Origin of the sequence: Corynebacterium sp. HMSC074H12 (assembly GCF_001813755.1) — a bacterium.
GTDB classification, from domain to species: domain Bacteria; phylum Actinomycetota; class Actinomycetes; order Mycobacteriales; family Mycobacteriaceae; genus Corynebacterium; species Corynebacterium hiratae.
Genome location: NZ_KV813889.1, coordinates 113,728 through 128,622 on the forward strand (window position 1 = coordinate 113,728; position 14,895 = coordinate 128,622).

Genomic DNA, 14,895 nt, shown 5'->3' on the forward strand with positions numbered 1-14,895 from the left:
CCGAAACCTGCAGGTGGGCGTCGTCAAGCGCGTTGCACATCTGAGTCAGCGAGCAGGGAGTTGCGGGATCGAGGTCTGGGGAAATGCGTGAGGAGGTGCGTTAGTTGGTGGGGATGCCCACCAGGGTGGCCTCCTCCAGCGTGACGGAACCGGACTTGGGCATGTCAGTAAAGAGGATGAGGGCGCCGTCGAAGGCCACGGGCTTCTTCTTCAGCTCGATGTCCTGGCGTGCGCTGGTCAGGGTGCCGTGCGCGAGTTCGGTGAGCGTGCCGGATTCCGGATCCGTGGGATCGAAATCCTTGGTATCCACCCCGTAGACCACGTACTTCGCACCGATGGAATCCTCCTGCTTTAGCGGTAGCACGTGCAGCTGCGTGGGCTTGTCAATGCTGAGCAGAAGTCCGGATTCTGCTTCCTTCGTGGTCCACTCGCCGGTGACCTCCTTGCCCTCCGGAACGGACGTGCTCTTGACGTCCTTGAACAGGACCGGCGGGACGTTGGGGAACGTGGCCTCCGTCGAGGCTTCGCTCTTGGTCACCACCGGGGAAGTCTTCTCGTTACCCACCTGGGAGAGGATCCAGACGCTCAGCGCGGCCATCGCCACGACGAAGAGGGTGGCAAGAACGCCCAGCACGATGGTGCCGGAGCCTGAGTAGCCGCGGCCGCCGAAGCCCGGTGCGGGGCTCGGGTCCTCCTTGCGCGGGGTTTCCTCCACTGGAACCTGGAGGGTTTCCTCGCCCTCTTCGCCATCGCCGGCGAAGGCCGCCAGGCGGTGAGCGATGTCCTCGAGATCGGAGTCCTCGCCCTCTTCGGCATCGGCAGCAATCTCCTGCAGCACCTCCGGGGTGGGCTTGGTGGACTCCACGAGGAGCGAGATGGCGGAGGCCAGCGCCGAGCGGTCCGTCTCCTCATCGTTGCTGTGCAGTACCGCGGGGAAGGCCAGCGTGGCAACGCCCTCGGTGGAAATGCGGATGCGGTTGCGGTTCTCAATACCCAGCACGAGGTTCGCCGCGTGGGCGGCGGCCGTGGTGCGCACCAGCGGTACCAAGGCGTGGGCCACGGCGCGCGGATCGAGGTCCTTGTCTTCCGACACCGTCTTCAACGAGGTGCCCTCGACCCAGTCCGCCACGACGAGGCAGCCCTGGCGGTAGGACAGGATATCGATGTTCTCCGCCACGGCATCCAGCTCCATTTCCGCCAGGCGGCGCGTGGCGCGGGAGACCTCTGCGGAGCGGCGGGCGGCCACGGCCGGGGTGGCCGGAGCCATGGGTGCCTCGCCCGTGGTGTCCACGAAGGTCAGCGATACCAGGCGTCCGGTGGCCTGCTCGCGGGCCTTCCAGAAGCGGGTACCCGCGGCAGAGCCGTAGTCCTTGAGGAGACGGAAGCGGCCATCGGAGACCGGGGCGCCCGGCACCAGGCGTGGACCGCGGACGATACCGGCGGACATCGGCGGTGGTACCGGCGAGGAGTTGAAGGCATCCACGCTGAAGATGGGCTGGAACTCCAGCTGCTCCGGGGCTTCGACCTCGATGGCCTCTGCATGCTCGATCTTGATGATGCGGGACATACCCGGAATGCGCTGCAGCTGGCGGCCCAGGTTGATGACTTCCGGCAGACCCGAACGCGAGAGCACGATGCCGGTCACGATCACGAAGACCAGGCCCACGACGGCCAGCTTGAGCAGGTACACAAACGGCGGCACCTGTGCCGGGAGCACGAAGTTGATGCCGTAGTTGATGGCGTAGGCAACGACCAGACCCACGATGGAGGCCAGCACTGACCAGATAGTCGTCGCGATGACCGCGCGGCCGCCCAGGCTGCCCAGCTTGCGCTTGAGCAGGAAGCCGCCGATGACCGCGCCAGCCACGAAGCCGAAGCCGTTGGCCGTGCCCAGCAGGATGACCACGCGCTCCGGGGAGTCCGCCACGTGCGGGGCCAGCAAGGAAAGCACCACCTTGGTCAGCGTGATGCCGGCGATGATGAAGGTGGGGGTCCACGCTTCCTCACGCGCGTAGAACACGCGCAGGTGTAGCAGCACGAGGGCATAAGGAATCAGCGTAAAAGCGGAGAAGCTCAGCGTGAGGCCGAGCAACTCGGCCGCATCCGCGTCGAAGGCGCCGTACTGGAAGAGGCCGCGGGCAATCGGGATGCCGAAGCCCGTCATGAAGATGACGATGGGGATCAGCGCGATAAACGTCAGCTTCGTGCCGAGCGTGAGATCCCGAACCACGGCCTTGACGTCACCGTCCGCGGCGTTGCGGGACAGTCGCGGCATAATCGCGGTCAGCAGGGTGACACCAATGACGCCGTAGGGCACCTGCAGAAGCAGCCAGGCCTGTTGGTAGGTAAAGGGCGCGCCTTTATCGGCATGCGCCGCCACGCGGGAGGTGATGACATAGCCCAGCTGGGAAATGGCCACGTAGGCCACAATGGCCAACGCCATGCCACCGAATTGTTTGAGCCTGTCATCTAGGCCCCAGAGCGGCTTGAGGTTGATGCCTGCCTTCTTGAGGTACGGGAACAAGATGAGGCATTGCACCACCACGCCCGCCGTGGTACCAAGCGCCAAGAGCAGCACGTGCCCGTCCGTGATCGGCGAGGGCGCATTGGGATGTAGGCTGCCCGGCACCAGCTGATAGGCCACGAGCACCGAGATCGAGATGATGTTATTGACCACCGGCGCCCACGCACCCGGCCCGAAGATGTTCTTGGTGTTGAGCACCGCTTGGAAGAGCGCGAAGAGCCCGTAGAAGAAGATCTGCGGCAGCAGCAAATAGGCAAAGGAGGTGGCCTGCACGGCGTTGACCTTGCCGTCCTCCGGCAACATCATGCGCGTCAGCTGCGGGGCAAAGATGCAGGAGAGCACCGTGATCGTCGCCAGCAGGGAGAAGGCCAGCGTGAAGAGGCGGCGGACGAAGGCCTCGCCGCGGTCGGAGTCTTCCTTCTCCGCGCGTACGAGCACGGGCACGACGAGCGAGGTGAGCACCGCGCCCAGCACGATCTCCGTGATGAGGTTGGGCAGCTGGTTCGCCGTGGTGAAAGCGGAAGAAATGGCCGGGCCCAGCGAAGAGCCAATGAGCACGTTGCGGATGAATCCCGTGATGCGGGAGATCATCGTCGCGATGGCCATCGAACCGGTGGCGCGCACAACGGCGCGGTCGGAGTTCTCTTCGCCGGGGGACTCACTCGAGGCGGAGGCGGCCGAGCCTTTCAGCCCCGAACGATCCTCGAGTTCGTCATCGACAGCAACGACGCCGCTCGGCGCGCGCTTTTCCGGGACCGGTGCCGGCGGCGAGGGCGTGATAATGCGTCGACGGGCACCAGACTTAGGTTCATGTGTCATTGAGAAAACTATCCGTGAGACTTCTTTTTCTTCCTCTTACCCAGCCGGAACAGTGCGGCAAGGACGAGGGCGAGCGCGGCGATCGCGCCGACTCCATAGACGCTAACGATACCGGCACGCGTCTGCACCGTGATATCGATTGGATCCGAAATGAGGTGCTCAGATGGTGTTGCAAGCCACAGGCGCAGCGACATCTGGTCAACGTTGCTGGGCAGGTCAGCGGTCATGGACACGGTAATAGATCCCTTGGCCGGGATGTGAATCAAGTCCTGCGTGTTTAACGTGGCGCCGTCGGGGGCGTCGTAGGCTAGGTGGGCGTCGACAGGCAGCGGTAGGCCGTTCTCCGCCACGATGAGCAGCGGCGATGACTCCGAAACGCGAGTGTAGACGTTGCCTGGCGGGATGAGGGAGACGGAGGCGCGGAGCTCACGCAACATATCCGCGTTCTTCTCCAGGCGAGCGCGGCTTTGCTGTACCGAGGGTGTGAAACCGTGCAGGCTAGAGCGGTCGGAAGCGCTGAGAGCAGTGAGCAGATCGTGGCGCAGGGGTGCCGTGAAGTCGTAGCGCGTCATGGCAATACCGGGATCGTTGACCATGATGGACATCAGTTCGTCGGTATAGCGCGCTTGCTGTGTCACCTGCGTGATCTCGGCGTCGTGAAAGGCCGCGGGATCCGGGTAGGGACTTCCGGGGTTGCCGCTGCCGGGCTCGATGGGCAGCGCGGTGACGGGGCGCGGTTGCAAGCGCCCAGAATCGAGGAGCCTCTGCGCGGTCTCCATCACCGCGCGCGCGGCGGCAGGGTCCTGGTAATTCGGCAGCTTGGCCACGGTCTCCTCTTGCGCAGACGCCACGCTTATCGACGCCCCCGCCGTCAGCGCCCGCGCCTGTTCCGAATCGATTGAGAAGTCGTAGCGCAGCTCCGGGTTGGAGTACCCGGTGGTCTGCGGCTTCGACCCGGTTTGGGCCAACAGCGCGCCGAGGGAGGCATCAAAAGTGGCGGCCTCACCCGCCCACTCGGAATTATCGGCCACCAACAGCGGGACGGGTACTGCATGTTCGCTCGTTCCGGAAGCCGGCGCGGTCAGCTTGGTGCTGAGCGGTGCATCGAGAACGCGCTCGACGGTCGCCGCGCCCTGCTCGAAGGCCTCGTGCGTGAGCCACTCATTGCCCACTTTGGCCACAGCGTCGGTGTCTGCGTTAGCCCACGGCAGGAGCATCCGGCAGTCCACCTTCTTGAGCTTCTCCAGCCACGCGGCGGCATCCCGGGAACCCGCGCCGGGCGTGCCGCGATCGGAATCGGCGCTGTTAAACCAGGAATCACGCAGGCGAGTGGGGCGTTTGGCGGTAGAGGGGCGGGTCTCGTTGACGGTGTAGCCGGCGGACATGCGGTCGGCGGCGTCGACAAGCGCAGGGTCCAACGCCACGCAACTGGAGCCGTGGAGATCATGCTCCAGGTAGGCATCGAGCAGCTGATCGAGGCGCCCGCCCGGCGAGAGCTGCTCGGCCAGCTGCTCGCTTTCTAAGATGAGCTCCTCGCCACCGGTATCCCCCGGCACCACGTCTACCTCGGTGGTGATGGGATAGACCAGGGAAAAGGAATGCTCACCCTCCTCTTCGGGAGCTTCCTGGTCTCCTGAGAAGTCCACAATCGTCCGCTCTTCCGCGAAACTGGCCGCTTGGCCGTCGCGGGTGCCGGTCAAGGTAAACAGGAGTGGGTACGCGCCGGGCTCCGTGATGGCCAGGGTCGAGTCCTCACCCAGGGCGGTCGGCACCGTCACGGTGATGTCGCGGCTCTCCCCCGGTTGGAGCGCCCCTGCGCCGAGCGAGGCCCCGTAATAAGGAAAAGATCCCGCAGCCAGCTCCTGGCGGGCCTGTGTAGTGGAGGTCACGGCATCGCTGCGGCGGGAGGTGATCTGAAGATCATCAACGGCGCCGTCTGTCGGGTTGTGGATGCGCAATTGGACTTCGAGTCTCTCCCCTACCCGCGCCTCGCTCGCGCTGAGCAGGCTTAGCTCCAGCTCATCGGGACCGCGGGAGCCGAGCCAATAGTGGGAGTCGGTGATCCCAGTGTCGGGGGTTTGTGCCTGGGCCACCGGGACGGTGCAGCTCACCGCCAAGGCCGCGATGGCCGCCGCTGCGCGCCAGCTCACCGCGGGGTCGCCTTTCCTTCGGCAGCTTCCTTTCGCGCGAGATCCGGAAGAAGGTCGTGGGCGATGCGCGCCAGCTTGCGCTCGTCGGCATAGGCTAAGTGCTCGATGAGCTCGGAGACCGGGATCCAGGACACCTCCGTGACCTCTGGGTCTTCGTCATTCATGATGCCATCGACAAAACGCAGCAAATGGTGGTGCACGGTCTTGTGAATGCGCACGCCGTCGGAGACGAACCAATAATCAATCATGCCCAGGTCCGCGAAGACCTCGCCGTGGATGCCGGTTTCCTCCCAGACCTCGCGCTCGGCGGTGAGCTCCTTAGCCTCGCCGTTTTCCACGTGCCCCTTCGGCATGGACCACAGCAGGCGCCCGCGGCGGTCCAGCCTGCCGATGAGCGCCACGTAGATCTGGGACAGATCTACATTCCCGTTGTCGTCGACGGCCTCCGCCAATCCAGACACGACGAGTCCGCCGGCGGAGGTCTCATCCCGCGTGGTCATGCGGTTGGTGGACGTGCGCTGGGGGCGTCCCGTGCGGTGGTTCCGGTGGCCCGCGCCCCGCCGGCGGCGGCGCTTGGACCCTGGCGTGTTCTTAGTCATCCCTGCTAATCGTAGTAGACTTCGATCCGTGAATTTTCAGGACACTCAGCTAATCGGCGTTCTCGCCCGCGCGGACGCCACCGTCGCCCGGCTCAGTGGCCTCTTAAGCGGCCTGGTGGAACGCTTTGCGCTTCACGACGCCCCCCTCTACCTCGTCGGCGGCTCCGTCCGCGACGCGCTGCTCGGCCGCCTGGGCAACGACCTCGACTTCACCACTCCGGCCCGGCCCGACGTGGTCTATTCCATTCTTGAGGAGTGGGCGGAGACGGTGTGGGATACCGGCATTGACTTCGGCACGGTCTCGGCGGCCTATAAGGGCCAGCAGATCGAGATCACTACGTTCCGCTCAGATAGCTATGACGGGCAGTCCCGCAACCCCGAGGTCATGTACGGCGATACCCTCGAGGGCGATCTCGTGCGCCGCGATTTCAAGGTCAACGCCATGGCCATCGAGCTGCGGCCCGACGGCACCCGCGAATTCCACGATCCGATGGGCGGTCTCGAGGACTTGGCGAATCGCATCCTCGATACCCCAGATGCGCCGGAGATTTCCTTCCACGATGATCCTCTCCGCATGCTCCGTGCTGCGCGTTTTGCGGCGCAGTTGGAGTTTGACGTCGCCCAGCGCGTGCGCGATGCCATGACCGACATGGCGGGCGAAATCCAGCGCATCACCGTGGAGCGCGTGCAGGTGGAGCTCAACAAGCTCATCTGCGGTGTTGCGCCGTGGAAGGGCATTGACCTGCTCGTTGACTCCGGGATTGCGGACTATGTTTTTCCGGAGATTCCGGCTTTGCGCATGGCTCCCGACGAGCACGCTCAGCACAAGGACGTGTACGCGCATTCGCTGACCGTACTGCGCCAGGCCATGGAGCAGGAGGAAGACGGCCCGGATCTTATTCTTCGCTGGGCCGCACTGCTGCACGATATTGGCAAGCCGGATACCCGCGATACCACTGACGGCAAGGTCAGCTTCCACCACCACGAGGTGGTGGGCGCGAAGCTCACCCGCAAGCGCCTGCGCAAGCTGAAGTTCCCCAAGGCTAGGACCGAGGACATCGGCCAGCTGGTCTACCTGCACATGCGCTTTCATGGATTCGGGGATGGCCAGTGGACCGATTCCGCTGTGCGCCGCTACGTCACCGATGCCGGTGATCTCCTTCCGCGCCTGCACAAGCTGGTGCGCGCCGACTGCACCACCCGCAACGAACGCAAGGCCCGCCGCCTTCAGCGCACGTATGATCAGTTGGAGGAGCGCATCGCGGATATCGCCGCCAAGGAGGATCTTGCACGCGTGCGCCCGGATCTCGATGGCAACGAGATCATGGAGATCCTCGGCCTTGAGCCCGGCCCCGAAGTGGGCCAGGCCTGGTCTTACCTCAAGGAGCTCCGCTTGGAAGAGGGGCCCCTCGAGCGCGAGGTGGCTATTGCGAAGCTGCGCGAGTGGTGGAATTCTAGATAGGGATGTACGCAGACAGACTTTTCAACGCCCTCGAGCGCAACGATCCCGCCCCTGGCCAGCTCCTTGTGGCGGCGCCCGACACTCTCACGCCCCACTACAACCGTTCCGTCATTCTCATCACGGAGCAGCACGCCGGGCGCACGTATGGCGTGGATCTAACCAACCGCTCCGAGGTCGCCCTCTTCAACGTCATGCCGGAGTGGGTACCCGTAGCGGCTAAGCCGCAGGCCCTCTACATCGGCGGCCCGCACAACCAGCAGGCGGCCATTGGTGTGGCGTTGACCCGCCAGGGCGTGGACATTGAGAAACAGCCTTCGCTGAACCGCCTCGCCCCGCGCGTGGCGCTCGTCGATCTGCGCGTGAGCCCGGAGGATGTCGCCGATCTGGTGGAGGGCATGCGCTTTTTCGCCGGTTTCTTTGAGTGGGGCCCGGGCGAGCTGGATGAGGAAATTGACCGCGGCGAGTGGTACGTGGCCCCCGCCCTGCCCCAGGACGTGGTCTCCTCTGGCTCTACCGATACGTGGTCGGACGTGATGCGTCGCCAAGCTATGCCCCTGCCGCTGTTTGCGACCTTCCCGCGCTACATCGATGAAGATAATTAGAGCTCTTTACTTCTCCCTGCGCTAACATCTCTGCCATGCGCGCGGAGATCATCAAGGCTATACGGACTTGCATGCCCATCGCCGTGGGGGTGGTGCCGCTGGGCCTCGCTTTCGGCGTGCTTATGGTCCAGACCGGCTTCGACTGGTGGTGGGCCCCTATCTTTTCCATCGTCATTTACGCTGGCTCGATGGAGTTTCTTGCCATTTCCATGGTGACGGGCGGTGTGACGCCCGCCGTCGCCGCGCTCACGGGTTTCATGGTCAACTTCCGGCACATCTTTTATGGATTGACCTTCCCGCGCGATCAGATTTCGAGTCGCCTCGGCCGCGCCTATTCCACGTACGCGCTTACCGACGAATCCTATGCCGTCCTCTCCGCTTTTCCCCGCAACGAGAAGCCAAGCGGCACCTTCGTCTTCACGGTGCAGCTGTACTGCCAAGTGCTGTGGGTCGGTTCCGGCATCGTCGGCGCGGTGGCCGGTCAGGCAATCCCGCCTTCTGTGAAGGGACTGGAGTTTGCCCTCGTCGCGCTGTTCATCGTCCTTGCCATCGATTCCTTCCAGAACAACAAGGACTACTCGCTTCCGCTGTCTGCCGCGGTGCTCGGGATTCTCGCGGGCTTCTTGTTTCCTGGTCAGCTTCTTATGGTGGCGCTGTCCGCCTACTTTGTGTTGCTCGTGGTGCGCTACCTCTCCCCTCGCGTCGATAGCGCACTGATTCTGCGGAGGGAGGCGTCATGCCAGCCGGAGTAACCCTAGCCAGCATCTTCGCCGTGCTGATCCCCGTCGGGATTGTGACCGTCGTGCTGCGTTGGCTTCCCTTCGCCTTCGTGAAGGCCCTGAAGGGTAGCCAGTTCATCAGCATGCTCGGGTTCACCATGCCGGTCGGCGTGATGACAGTTCTGGTGGTCTATACCTTATTCGGTCAAGCCCGCGATACGGGAAGCATTGTTGCTCCCTTCGTAGCCGCCGCTGTGACCGCCGCGTTGCACCTGTGGCGCCGCAATTCCGGTCTTTCCATCTTCGGCGGGACGGCCTTCTACATGGTGCTGGTGAATCTCGTACTGTAGCGCGGGTGCTCTAAAAGTCGCCGAATAGCGCGATGGCCTCGGTCCACAGGGAGTGGAACTGGAAGGCGTCGATAAGCTCGGCGTCGATGTCGGGGAACGTGTCGTAGGTGTCAGGGTGCGGCACCACTTGCTGTGGGATGTTGGCGTCACCCACCGAGGCGGTCGGCGTTGCGGCGCCGACGATGGCGTCATTCGGCGCGAGGGCAATCATACGCAACATGGAGCAAGCCTCGTTGCTGATTTCCTCGAGTTCCGCGATGTGGATGGCGGTGCCGACCTCCGGGACAGTCATGGTGGTGCGAACGTAAAGCTTTTTCATGTGGTCTCACTCTACCCGCGAATAGCGAGCCGCCATAGACGCGCAGATCATCAATTGCACCTGGTGGTAGATCATAAGGGGGAGGATGAGAAGCCCCAAAGACGTGCCACCAGAGGCGAAGATCACCGAGGCCATGGGCAGTCCCGTGGCCAAGGACTTTTTCGAACCGCAGAACTGGATGGCGATGGTGTCTTCTCGGTCGAAGCCCAGCTTTCTGCTCACCACTTTGGTCAGCCAGAGCATGAAGAAGACGAATGCAGTTGAGAACACAATCTGGAACAGAATCTGCCAGACGCTAATTGACGCCCATATCCCGTCCACCATTCCCTTCGAAAAGGCGGCATACACCACCATCGCGATGGAGCCGCGATCCACCACTTTGGTGGCTTTGCTGGCTGCGACTTTTCCTACCCATTTTCTGGTGAGTTGGCCGAGCATGAAAGGCAGAAGCAGAAGCACGGAAATCTCGAGGAAGACGGAGCTATCGATGTGGATGCCGTCGCCGGCCCCCATGAGGGTCATGACGAGTAACGGTGTGAGGACAACGCCGGCGAGGTTAGACACTGATGCGGAGACGATCGCTCCAGGAACGTTGCCGCGCGCGATGGACGTGAAGGCTACCGATGACTGGACCGTTGATGGAACTAGGGTGAGGTAAAGAATGCCCAGGTATAGATCGGTTGGGATGAAAGCCGTGAGTGGACGGAGTGCGAGACCGATGATCGGATACACCACGAAGGTAAAGACCAAAATGGTCAGATGGAGTTTCCAATGCTTGACGCCGTTGATCGCCTCGCGCGTCGACAGCCGGGCTCCGTAGAGAAAGAAGAGGACGGCAATTGCGATGTTCGTGAGGACGTCGAAGGTATCCGCAAAGCTGCCTCGCGCGGGAAGAACGATGGCGACCGCAACGGCGCAGAGGATGAGGACAATGAGGGGATCGAGTCTTTTGAGGCGCTCAAGCATATAACAGAGTGTAGACGCACCCCCACCGTTTCACGTGAAACATCGGTTTGAGCGAAGCGGCCCGAAGCTTCGACCGTGCGTTAGGCGGTGACGTTGCGTACCGTTCCCCCGTCATTCTCCACGCCGTACTCCGTGAGCGGTTTGGCGCTGGGACCGCCGGTCACTTCGCCGGTGCCGAGGTCAAAGCTGGAATAGTGGCTGGTGCAGGTGGCGGTCATGCCCTCGATTTTTGTAATGAGGGATCCCTGGTGCGGGCAGGTTTGGGAGTAAGCTTTGAACTCCCCTTCCGTGGGTTGAGCAAAGATCACTTTGTCCACGATGATGGCTGATCCAACGGGTATATCCGTCGCGGCTATTTCGGCGGTAGGTTCTTTGCCGCAGGCGGCGAGATAGGCACCAGCGAAGGTGGTGGCAGTACCGAGGAGGAAGAGGCGGCGGGAACACGTAGTCATGGTGCTTACTCTATCTGATCGGCGTGTTCCATAGTGTGAGGTATAGCGTTCTTAACTGAGTTTGCCATCCCACACAGGTAACTCCTCTTCCCTACTGCCGCCGAAATCGTAGGATCCGTACGATGTACCGACATCACTATAGATGGTCCCTGGCGAAGCTACGTGTCGTCCGCCCCGTGAATCGTTCGTGAAGGCATAGGTTGCCCCAGCGCCCAGAACGCTAATGCTGAATGCGGCTGCGGCGATGATTCGGATTGCTCGGGTGTTAACGCTTTTCTTCATGCCATCCATAGTGCGCCGTAGGTTAAAGGTTGTCACGAGACGATGCCGGCTTCCCACGAAGTTGGCGTTGAGTTCCCAGTCTTCCTTCAGATTGGGCTAGACATACAAAGGGCCATTCCAATGGTGAGTGGCACCCACCGTTGAAATGGCCCTTTGTCATTACGTTAGTGACGAAACGTGAGCAATCAAGATGTCACTATAATAGCGTCACTTTACGTTATTTATTTCTAGCGAAGATTGCCGTTATCGGCACGCTTTGCGGCAGCACGGGCCGCGGAGACGTCGACAGTCGGTGCCTCTCCCCCGCACCCACCGTCGCCACAGTTGCAGGATTCACCGCAACCCTCATCCTCTTTGTGGGCTTGATCCCAGAGATACGCCGCGCGGGCGCCCATATTGGAACCGACCGAGAGTGCGAGAACAGCTACGACGAACGTGAGTGCTGGGATCAACCACATCCAACCCTCGGCCCGCAGCGCGATGATTCCGCCAAACACTAAAGCGACGCCGGCGAGGAACCAGAACGGTCCTGCAACGGCGTGGGCATTATCCCAAGCTTCCTTAGTCTTGCGGATCTCCGCGAGGCGCAAACCGACGACGCTATTACCCGGGAGCTTCCGGAGCGAGGCTAGGCCGCCGACGACGATAAAGATGGCGGCCACGATGAGGAAGATGATTCCGACTACGAGCATGCCCATAGTCTATCCCGCCCCGTAGTTAGGGAGAAAGTCAGTTCAATTTATTCGCATGCTGCTGTAATATACATTTCGTGTCGCTTGGTAGATATTAAAGACTTTATTATCGAGCGAACTGATCAGCGTGGTAGCAACCATAGAAAAGATTCAATCATGACATTTAAGAGTGTTCTCAACTCTCTGTTGTTCAAGATTATCGTCGCGATAGTCTTGGGCATCATCGTTAGCCAGTTTGCCCCGGAATGGTTTGGCAGGGCTTTCGCAACCTATAACGGCCTGTTTTCAAACTTCCTCGGCTTCTTCATTCCAGTCCTTATCCTTGCTCTCGTGGCCCCGGCAATCGCAGGCCTTGGGCGTGGTGCCGGTAAGTGGTTGGGTATTACTGCGGGAATTGCCTACGGCTCGACTATCGTGGCAGGGCTTATCGCATACGGCTTGACCCAGGTCCTCTACCCCACTTTGCTGGCCGGACAAACGCTCAATACCGAGGTTTCTGACATCGATGCGGGAGCTCTCGAGCCGTACTTTACGGTTGAGATGCCAGCGCCTTTCGAAGTGATGACGGCGCTGCTGCTGTCCTTCTGTATCGGCGTAGCCATGACGACTGTGAAGTCGGACAATCTTTACACACTTACGAAGGAATTTGAGAACGTCGTTATCAAGGTCATTTGGGGTTTCGTGATCCCCCTTCTGCCGATCTACATCTTCGGTATGTTCCTCTCCTTGGGTATGAATGGAAATATCGGTACCGTGCTGATCGCCTTCACTAAGGTGCTTCTGCTCGCGGTTGTGATGACCTTGGTCTACCTGGTGCTGCAGTACATTATCGCTGGCGCGATTGCGGCCAAGAATCCATTCTCCGCACTGAAGAACATGGCCCCGGCGTACTTTACTGCGTTGGGTACGTCTTCCTCTGCGGCTACTATTCCGGTCACTCTCGACGCCGCACTGAAGAATGGAATCTCCAAGCCGTTGGCAGGTTTCGTGATTCCGCTTTGCGCGACGATTCACCTTTCTGGTTCGATGATCAAGCTCACCCTGTACGCTTTCGCGATCGTGTACATGGCTGATGGTATGGAAGCTGACCTTGGGAAGGCCCTTGGCTTCATCTTGCTGTTGGGCATCATGATGGTCGCTGCTCCTGGCGTTCCGGGTGGCGCGGTGATGGTCGCGGTCGGACTTCTGCAAGCGAATATGGGCTTTGATAACTCGATGGTCGCATTGATGATTGCCGCCTACATCGCTATTGACTCCGTGGGTACCGCCGCAAACGTTACAGGGGACGGCGCCATCGCCATGATCGTCGACCGCTTCGCGCGCGATAAGATTGAGGGCCTAGAGGCCGAGGCAGATGCCGAGGCTGCTGACGAAGAGCTCAGCAAGGCCTAAGTTTCACGTGAAACCCTGAAGCTTCTACTCCCCCTTTTCCGACATGATACCCGCGATGGATAGTTGGGCGAAGGGGGATTTTTCTTGCCCTAATTTCGGAGAGTGTGCGCAGCCGTGTAGGGGGCTAGTGGCCCGATGCGTAGACTGCGGTTCTGGCCGTGGCGGTTCGGGCCTAAGCCCCATTTTCTTGGGAGAGGGCTTGCGCTTTATTGTTAGAACAGGTATTCTATAGCTGGGTGTGGGGGAACGAATTGTTCCGCAAATTTAGGGGTGCAGCTACCCATGGCAACCACAGCACAATCATCTACGTCACTTCCCACTGCATACTTTTCCCACTCAAATCCGCGTGATCCTGAATGCATGGCTGGTCAGCTCATGCGCAGAATCGAGTACGAATTCTGGTCAGGCGTCCAACCACCACTCGATGAGGACTCCGATACCGCCTTTATGCGCATCGGGCAAAAGACCGGAAAATCTCCGGCTCACGTTGCGCGCAATGTCATGGCGCTGATCCGTCTTGATGAAATGCCGAAGCTGCGTGCCCTGCAGAAGGCGGACTGTTTACTGGACATGCAGATGCTAGTTGCTATCGATCAGGTGATGGCAAAGCTTGGCAATCCGACGGCGGCTGTTATAGCGGAAGTGGATGAGAAGCTATCCGTCTGGTTAACGCCGACCAAGCCGAATCAAGTCTTTCCCTCAGTAGAGAAGATACGGCGCAAGGTTCGAGACATCTGCAAGGTGCTCGATGACTCCGTATCCTTCCGTGACAAGCGTAAGAAGAATCGCTACTCTCTTCTCACCCGCGGGGAACGTGGGTTAATCGAGCTAGAAGTGGATAGCAACGTGGGTGTCGTCATCCACGAAACCATCAAGTTGGCAGCAAAGGAACATGGCGTCTCCATGGCCGATGCGCTGGTACTGCTCATTACCGGCAAGATCGAGCCAGAGGCGGGTAAGGTCGTCGTCCACGAATACAAGGCAAAAGACGTCGAGGGTGCGCCGGTCTATGTCCAAGGACATGGGTGGAACGGCGAGGGCGTTCCGGCTTCGAAGACCGTGAGGCGCGATTTCACCACTGCCCCGGAAGCTTGTCAGGGCTATCAGCCTTCAGAATTCACGCGAAAGTATGTCGAGGGCCGCGACGGTACGTGCCGGGCACCTGGTTGTAATCGTCCTGCATGGGCCTGCCAGTTGGATCACCGGATTAACTACGCGGATGGAGGCCCGACGCATCCGGATAACATGGTGGCCCTGTGCCAGCACCATCACAATATGAAGACCGACGGGCGGGCCTTTTACATCCTGGATCCCGTAACCGGCGATGTCGTGTGGCTGTACGAGGACGGAACCTGGGCGGTCACGGAAGCGACCGGCCCATTGGCACCAGCCTCGAAGGTGTGGGCCCGGACCATTGCGGAAGACGTCGTTGCTCACCGTCGCAAGATGCACGAAGCCGCGCAGGCTCTGAAGGTGGAAATGGATAACGGAACCATGGTCGAAGTATTCGACATGACTGATCCGACAGATCGCTACACGAATGGCGGAGAGGAGATTCCCTTCTAGG

Annotated in this window: 13 protein-coding genes; 6 read left to right on the forward strand and 7 right to left on the reverse strand. The window is 61.0% G+C overall.

All coding sequences use genetic code 11. From position 1 onward, the window contains the following. Positions 1-100: 100 nt before the first annotated feature. The 3 genes from murJ to HMPREF2932_RS03535 are packed head-to-tail and all read right to left on the reverse strand — an operon-like array spanning position 101 to position 6,092. Positions 101-3,343: a murein biosynthesis integral membrane protein MurJ gene (murJ, locus tag HMPREF2932_RS03525; RefSeq protein WP_071409618.1), complete on the reverse strand. Its 3,243-nt coding sequence runs from the start codon at positions 3,341-3,343 to the stop codon at positions 101-103. An 8-nt stretch (positions 3,344-3,351) separates the two neighbouring features. Further along, positions 3,352-5,493, reverse strand: a complete 2,142-nt coding sequence (locus HMPREF2932_RS03530; protein WP_070681700.1) for a DUF6049 family protein — start codon at positions 5,491-5,493, stop codon at positions 3,352-3,354. Further along, the gene (locus tag HMPREF2932_RS03535) at positions 5,490-6,092 is read right to left on the reverse strand and encodes an NUDIX hydrolase (RefSeq protein ID WP_070681703.1); all 603 of its coding nucleotides are present in this window, start codon (positions 6,090-6,092) and stop codon (positions 5,490-5,492) included. The genes HMPREF2932_RS03530 and HMPREF2932_RS03535 overlap by 4 nt, the downstream gene beginning before the upstream one ends. A gap of 28 nt (positions 6,093-6,120) precedes the next feature. On the opposite strand from HMPREF2932_RS03535, the gene HMPREF2932_RS03540 reads away from it, so the two are divergent. From HMPREF2932_RS03540 to HMPREF2932_RS03555, 4 genes are read left to right on the forward strand one after another with little or no spacing between them, the layout of a single operon-like run. Beyond that, the gene (locus tag HMPREF2932_RS03540) at positions 6,121-7,554 is read left to right on the forward strand and encodes a CCA tRNA nucleotidyltransferase (RefSeq protein WP_071409619.1); all 1,434 of its coding nucleotides are present in this window, start codon (positions 6,121-6,123) and stop codon (positions 7,552-7,554) included. A 2-nt stretch (positions 7,555-7,556) separates the two neighbouring features. Further along, a complete protein-coding gene (locus HMPREF2932_RS03545) occupies positions 7,557-8,156 on the forward strand; it encodes a YqgE/AlgH family protein (RefSeq protein WP_070821446.1) in 600 nt (199 codons plus the stop codon). Between the two features lie 35 nt (positions 8,157-8,191). Beyond that, on the forward strand, positions 8,192-8,908 hold the full coding sequence (locus HMPREF2932_RS03550) for an AzlC family ABC transporter permease (protein WP_071409620.1): 717 nt from the start codon (positions 8,192-8,194) through the stop codon (positions 8,906-8,908). Further along, complete coding sequence (locus HMPREF2932_RS03555; protein WP_070517644.1) at positions 8,893-9,225, forward strand: branched-chain amino acid transporter permease; 333 nt, start codon at positions 8,893-8,895, stop codon at positions 9,223-9,225. Before HMPREF2932_RS03550 ends, HMPREF2932_RS03555 begins: the two co-directional genes overlap by 16 nt. Before the next feature lie 10 nt (positions 9,226-9,235). On the opposite strand, the gene HMPREF2932_RS03560 is transcribed toward HMPREF2932_RS03555, so the two are convergent. The 4 genes from HMPREF2932_RS03560 to HMPREF2932_RS03575 all read right to left on the reverse strand — a co-directional run bounded on the left by HMPREF2932_RS03560 (position 9,236) and on the right by HMPREF2932_RS03575 (position 11,936). Beyond that, on the reverse strand, positions 9,236-9,544 hold the full coding sequence (locus HMPREF2932_RS03560) for a hypothetical protein (protein ID WP_049155610.1): 309 nt from the start codon (positions 9,542-9,544) through the stop codon (positions 9,236-9,238). 6 nt (positions 9,545-9,550) lie between these two features. Further along, entirely contained in the window at positions 9,551-10,510 is a 960-nt protein-coding gene (locus tag HMPREF2932_RS03565; RefSeq protein ID WP_070517643.1) for a bile acid:sodium symporter family protein, read from the reverse strand. Positions 10,511-10,590: 80 nt separating this feature from the next. Then, entirely contained in the window at positions 10,591-10,962 is a 372-nt protein-coding gene (locus tag HMPREF2932_RS03570; protein WP_049155608.1) for a Rieske (2Fe-2S) protein, read from the reverse strand. A 509-nt stretch (positions 10,963-11,471) separates the two neighbouring features. Beyond that, positions 11,472-11,936 carry an SdpI family protein gene (locus tag HMPREF2932_RS03575; RefSeq protein WP_071409631.1) on the reverse strand — a complete coding sequence of 155 codons (465 nt, stop codon included), beginning with the start codon at positions 11,934-11,936 and terminating at the stop codon, positions 11,472-11,474. A gap of 156 nt (positions 11,937-12,092) precedes the next feature. Between HMPREF2932_RS03575 and HMPREF2932_RS03580 the strand changes: the two genes are divergently transcribed. Continuing rightward, on the forward strand, positions 12,093-13,328 hold the full coding sequence (locus HMPREF2932_RS03580; protein WP_071409621.1) for a dicarboxylate/amino acid:cation symporter: 1,236 nt from the start codon (positions 12,093-12,095) through the stop codon (positions 13,326-13,328). Between the two features lie 360 nt (positions 13,329-13,688). Beyond that, positions 13,689-14,894 (forward strand): HNH endonuclease signature motif containing protein, encoded by a 1,206-nt coding sequence (locus HMPREF2932_RS03585; protein WP_232745422.1) that lies wholly within the window; start codon positions 13,689-13,691, stop codon positions 14,892-14,894. The last annotated feature ends 1 nt before the right edge of the window (position 14,895 follow it).

Excerpts from the sequence above, each read along its gene's own strand:
- HMPREF2932_RS03565 (WP_070517643.1), bottom strand. The coding sequence starts at position 10,510 with ATGCTTGAGCGCCTCAAAAGACTCGATCCCCTCATTGTCCTCATCCTC.
- HMPREF2932_RS03570 (WP_049155608.1), bottom strand. The coding sequence starts at position 10,962 with ATGACTACGTGTTCCCGCCGCCTCTTCCTCCTCGGTACTGCCACCACC.
- HMPREF2932_RS03585 (WP_232745422.1), top strand. The coding sequence starts at position 13,689 with ATGGCTGGTCAGCTCATGCGCAGAATCGAGTACGAATTCTGGTCAGGC.
- HMPREF2932_RS03545 (WP_070821446.1), top strand. The coding sequence starts at position 7,557 with ATGTACGCAGACAGACTTTTCAACGCCCTCGAGCGCAACGATCCCGCC.
- HMPREF2932_RS03550 (WP_071409620.1), top strand. The coding sequence starts at position 8,192 with ATGCGCGCGGAGATCATCAAGGCTATACGGACTTGCATGCCCATCGCC.
- HMPREF2932_RS03560 (WP_049155610.1), bottom strand. The coding sequence starts at position 9,544 with ATGAAAAAGCTTTACGTTCGCACCACCATGACTGTCCCGGAGGTCGGC.
- murJ (WP_071409618.1), bottom strand. The coding sequence starts at position 3,343 with ATGACACATGAACCTAAGTCTGGTGCCCGTCGACGCATTATCACGCCC.
- HMPREF2932_RS03580 (WP_071409621.1), top strand. The coding sequence starts at position 12,093 with ATGACATTTAAGAGTGTTCTCAACTCTCTGTTGTTCAAGATTATCGTC.
- HMPREF2932_RS03555 (WP_070517644.1), top strand. The coding sequence starts at position 8,893 with ATGCCAGCCGGAGTAACCCTAGCCAGCATCTTCGCCGTGCTGATCCCC.
- HMPREF2932_RS03535 (WP_070681703.1), bottom strand. The coding sequence starts at position 6,092 with ATGACTAAGAACACGCCAGGGTCCAAGCGCCGCCGCCGGCGGGGCGCG.
- HMPREF2932_RS03575 (WP_071409631.1), bottom strand. The coding sequence starts at position 11,936 with ATGCTCGTAGTCGGAATCATCTTCCTCATCGTGGCCGCCATCTTTATC.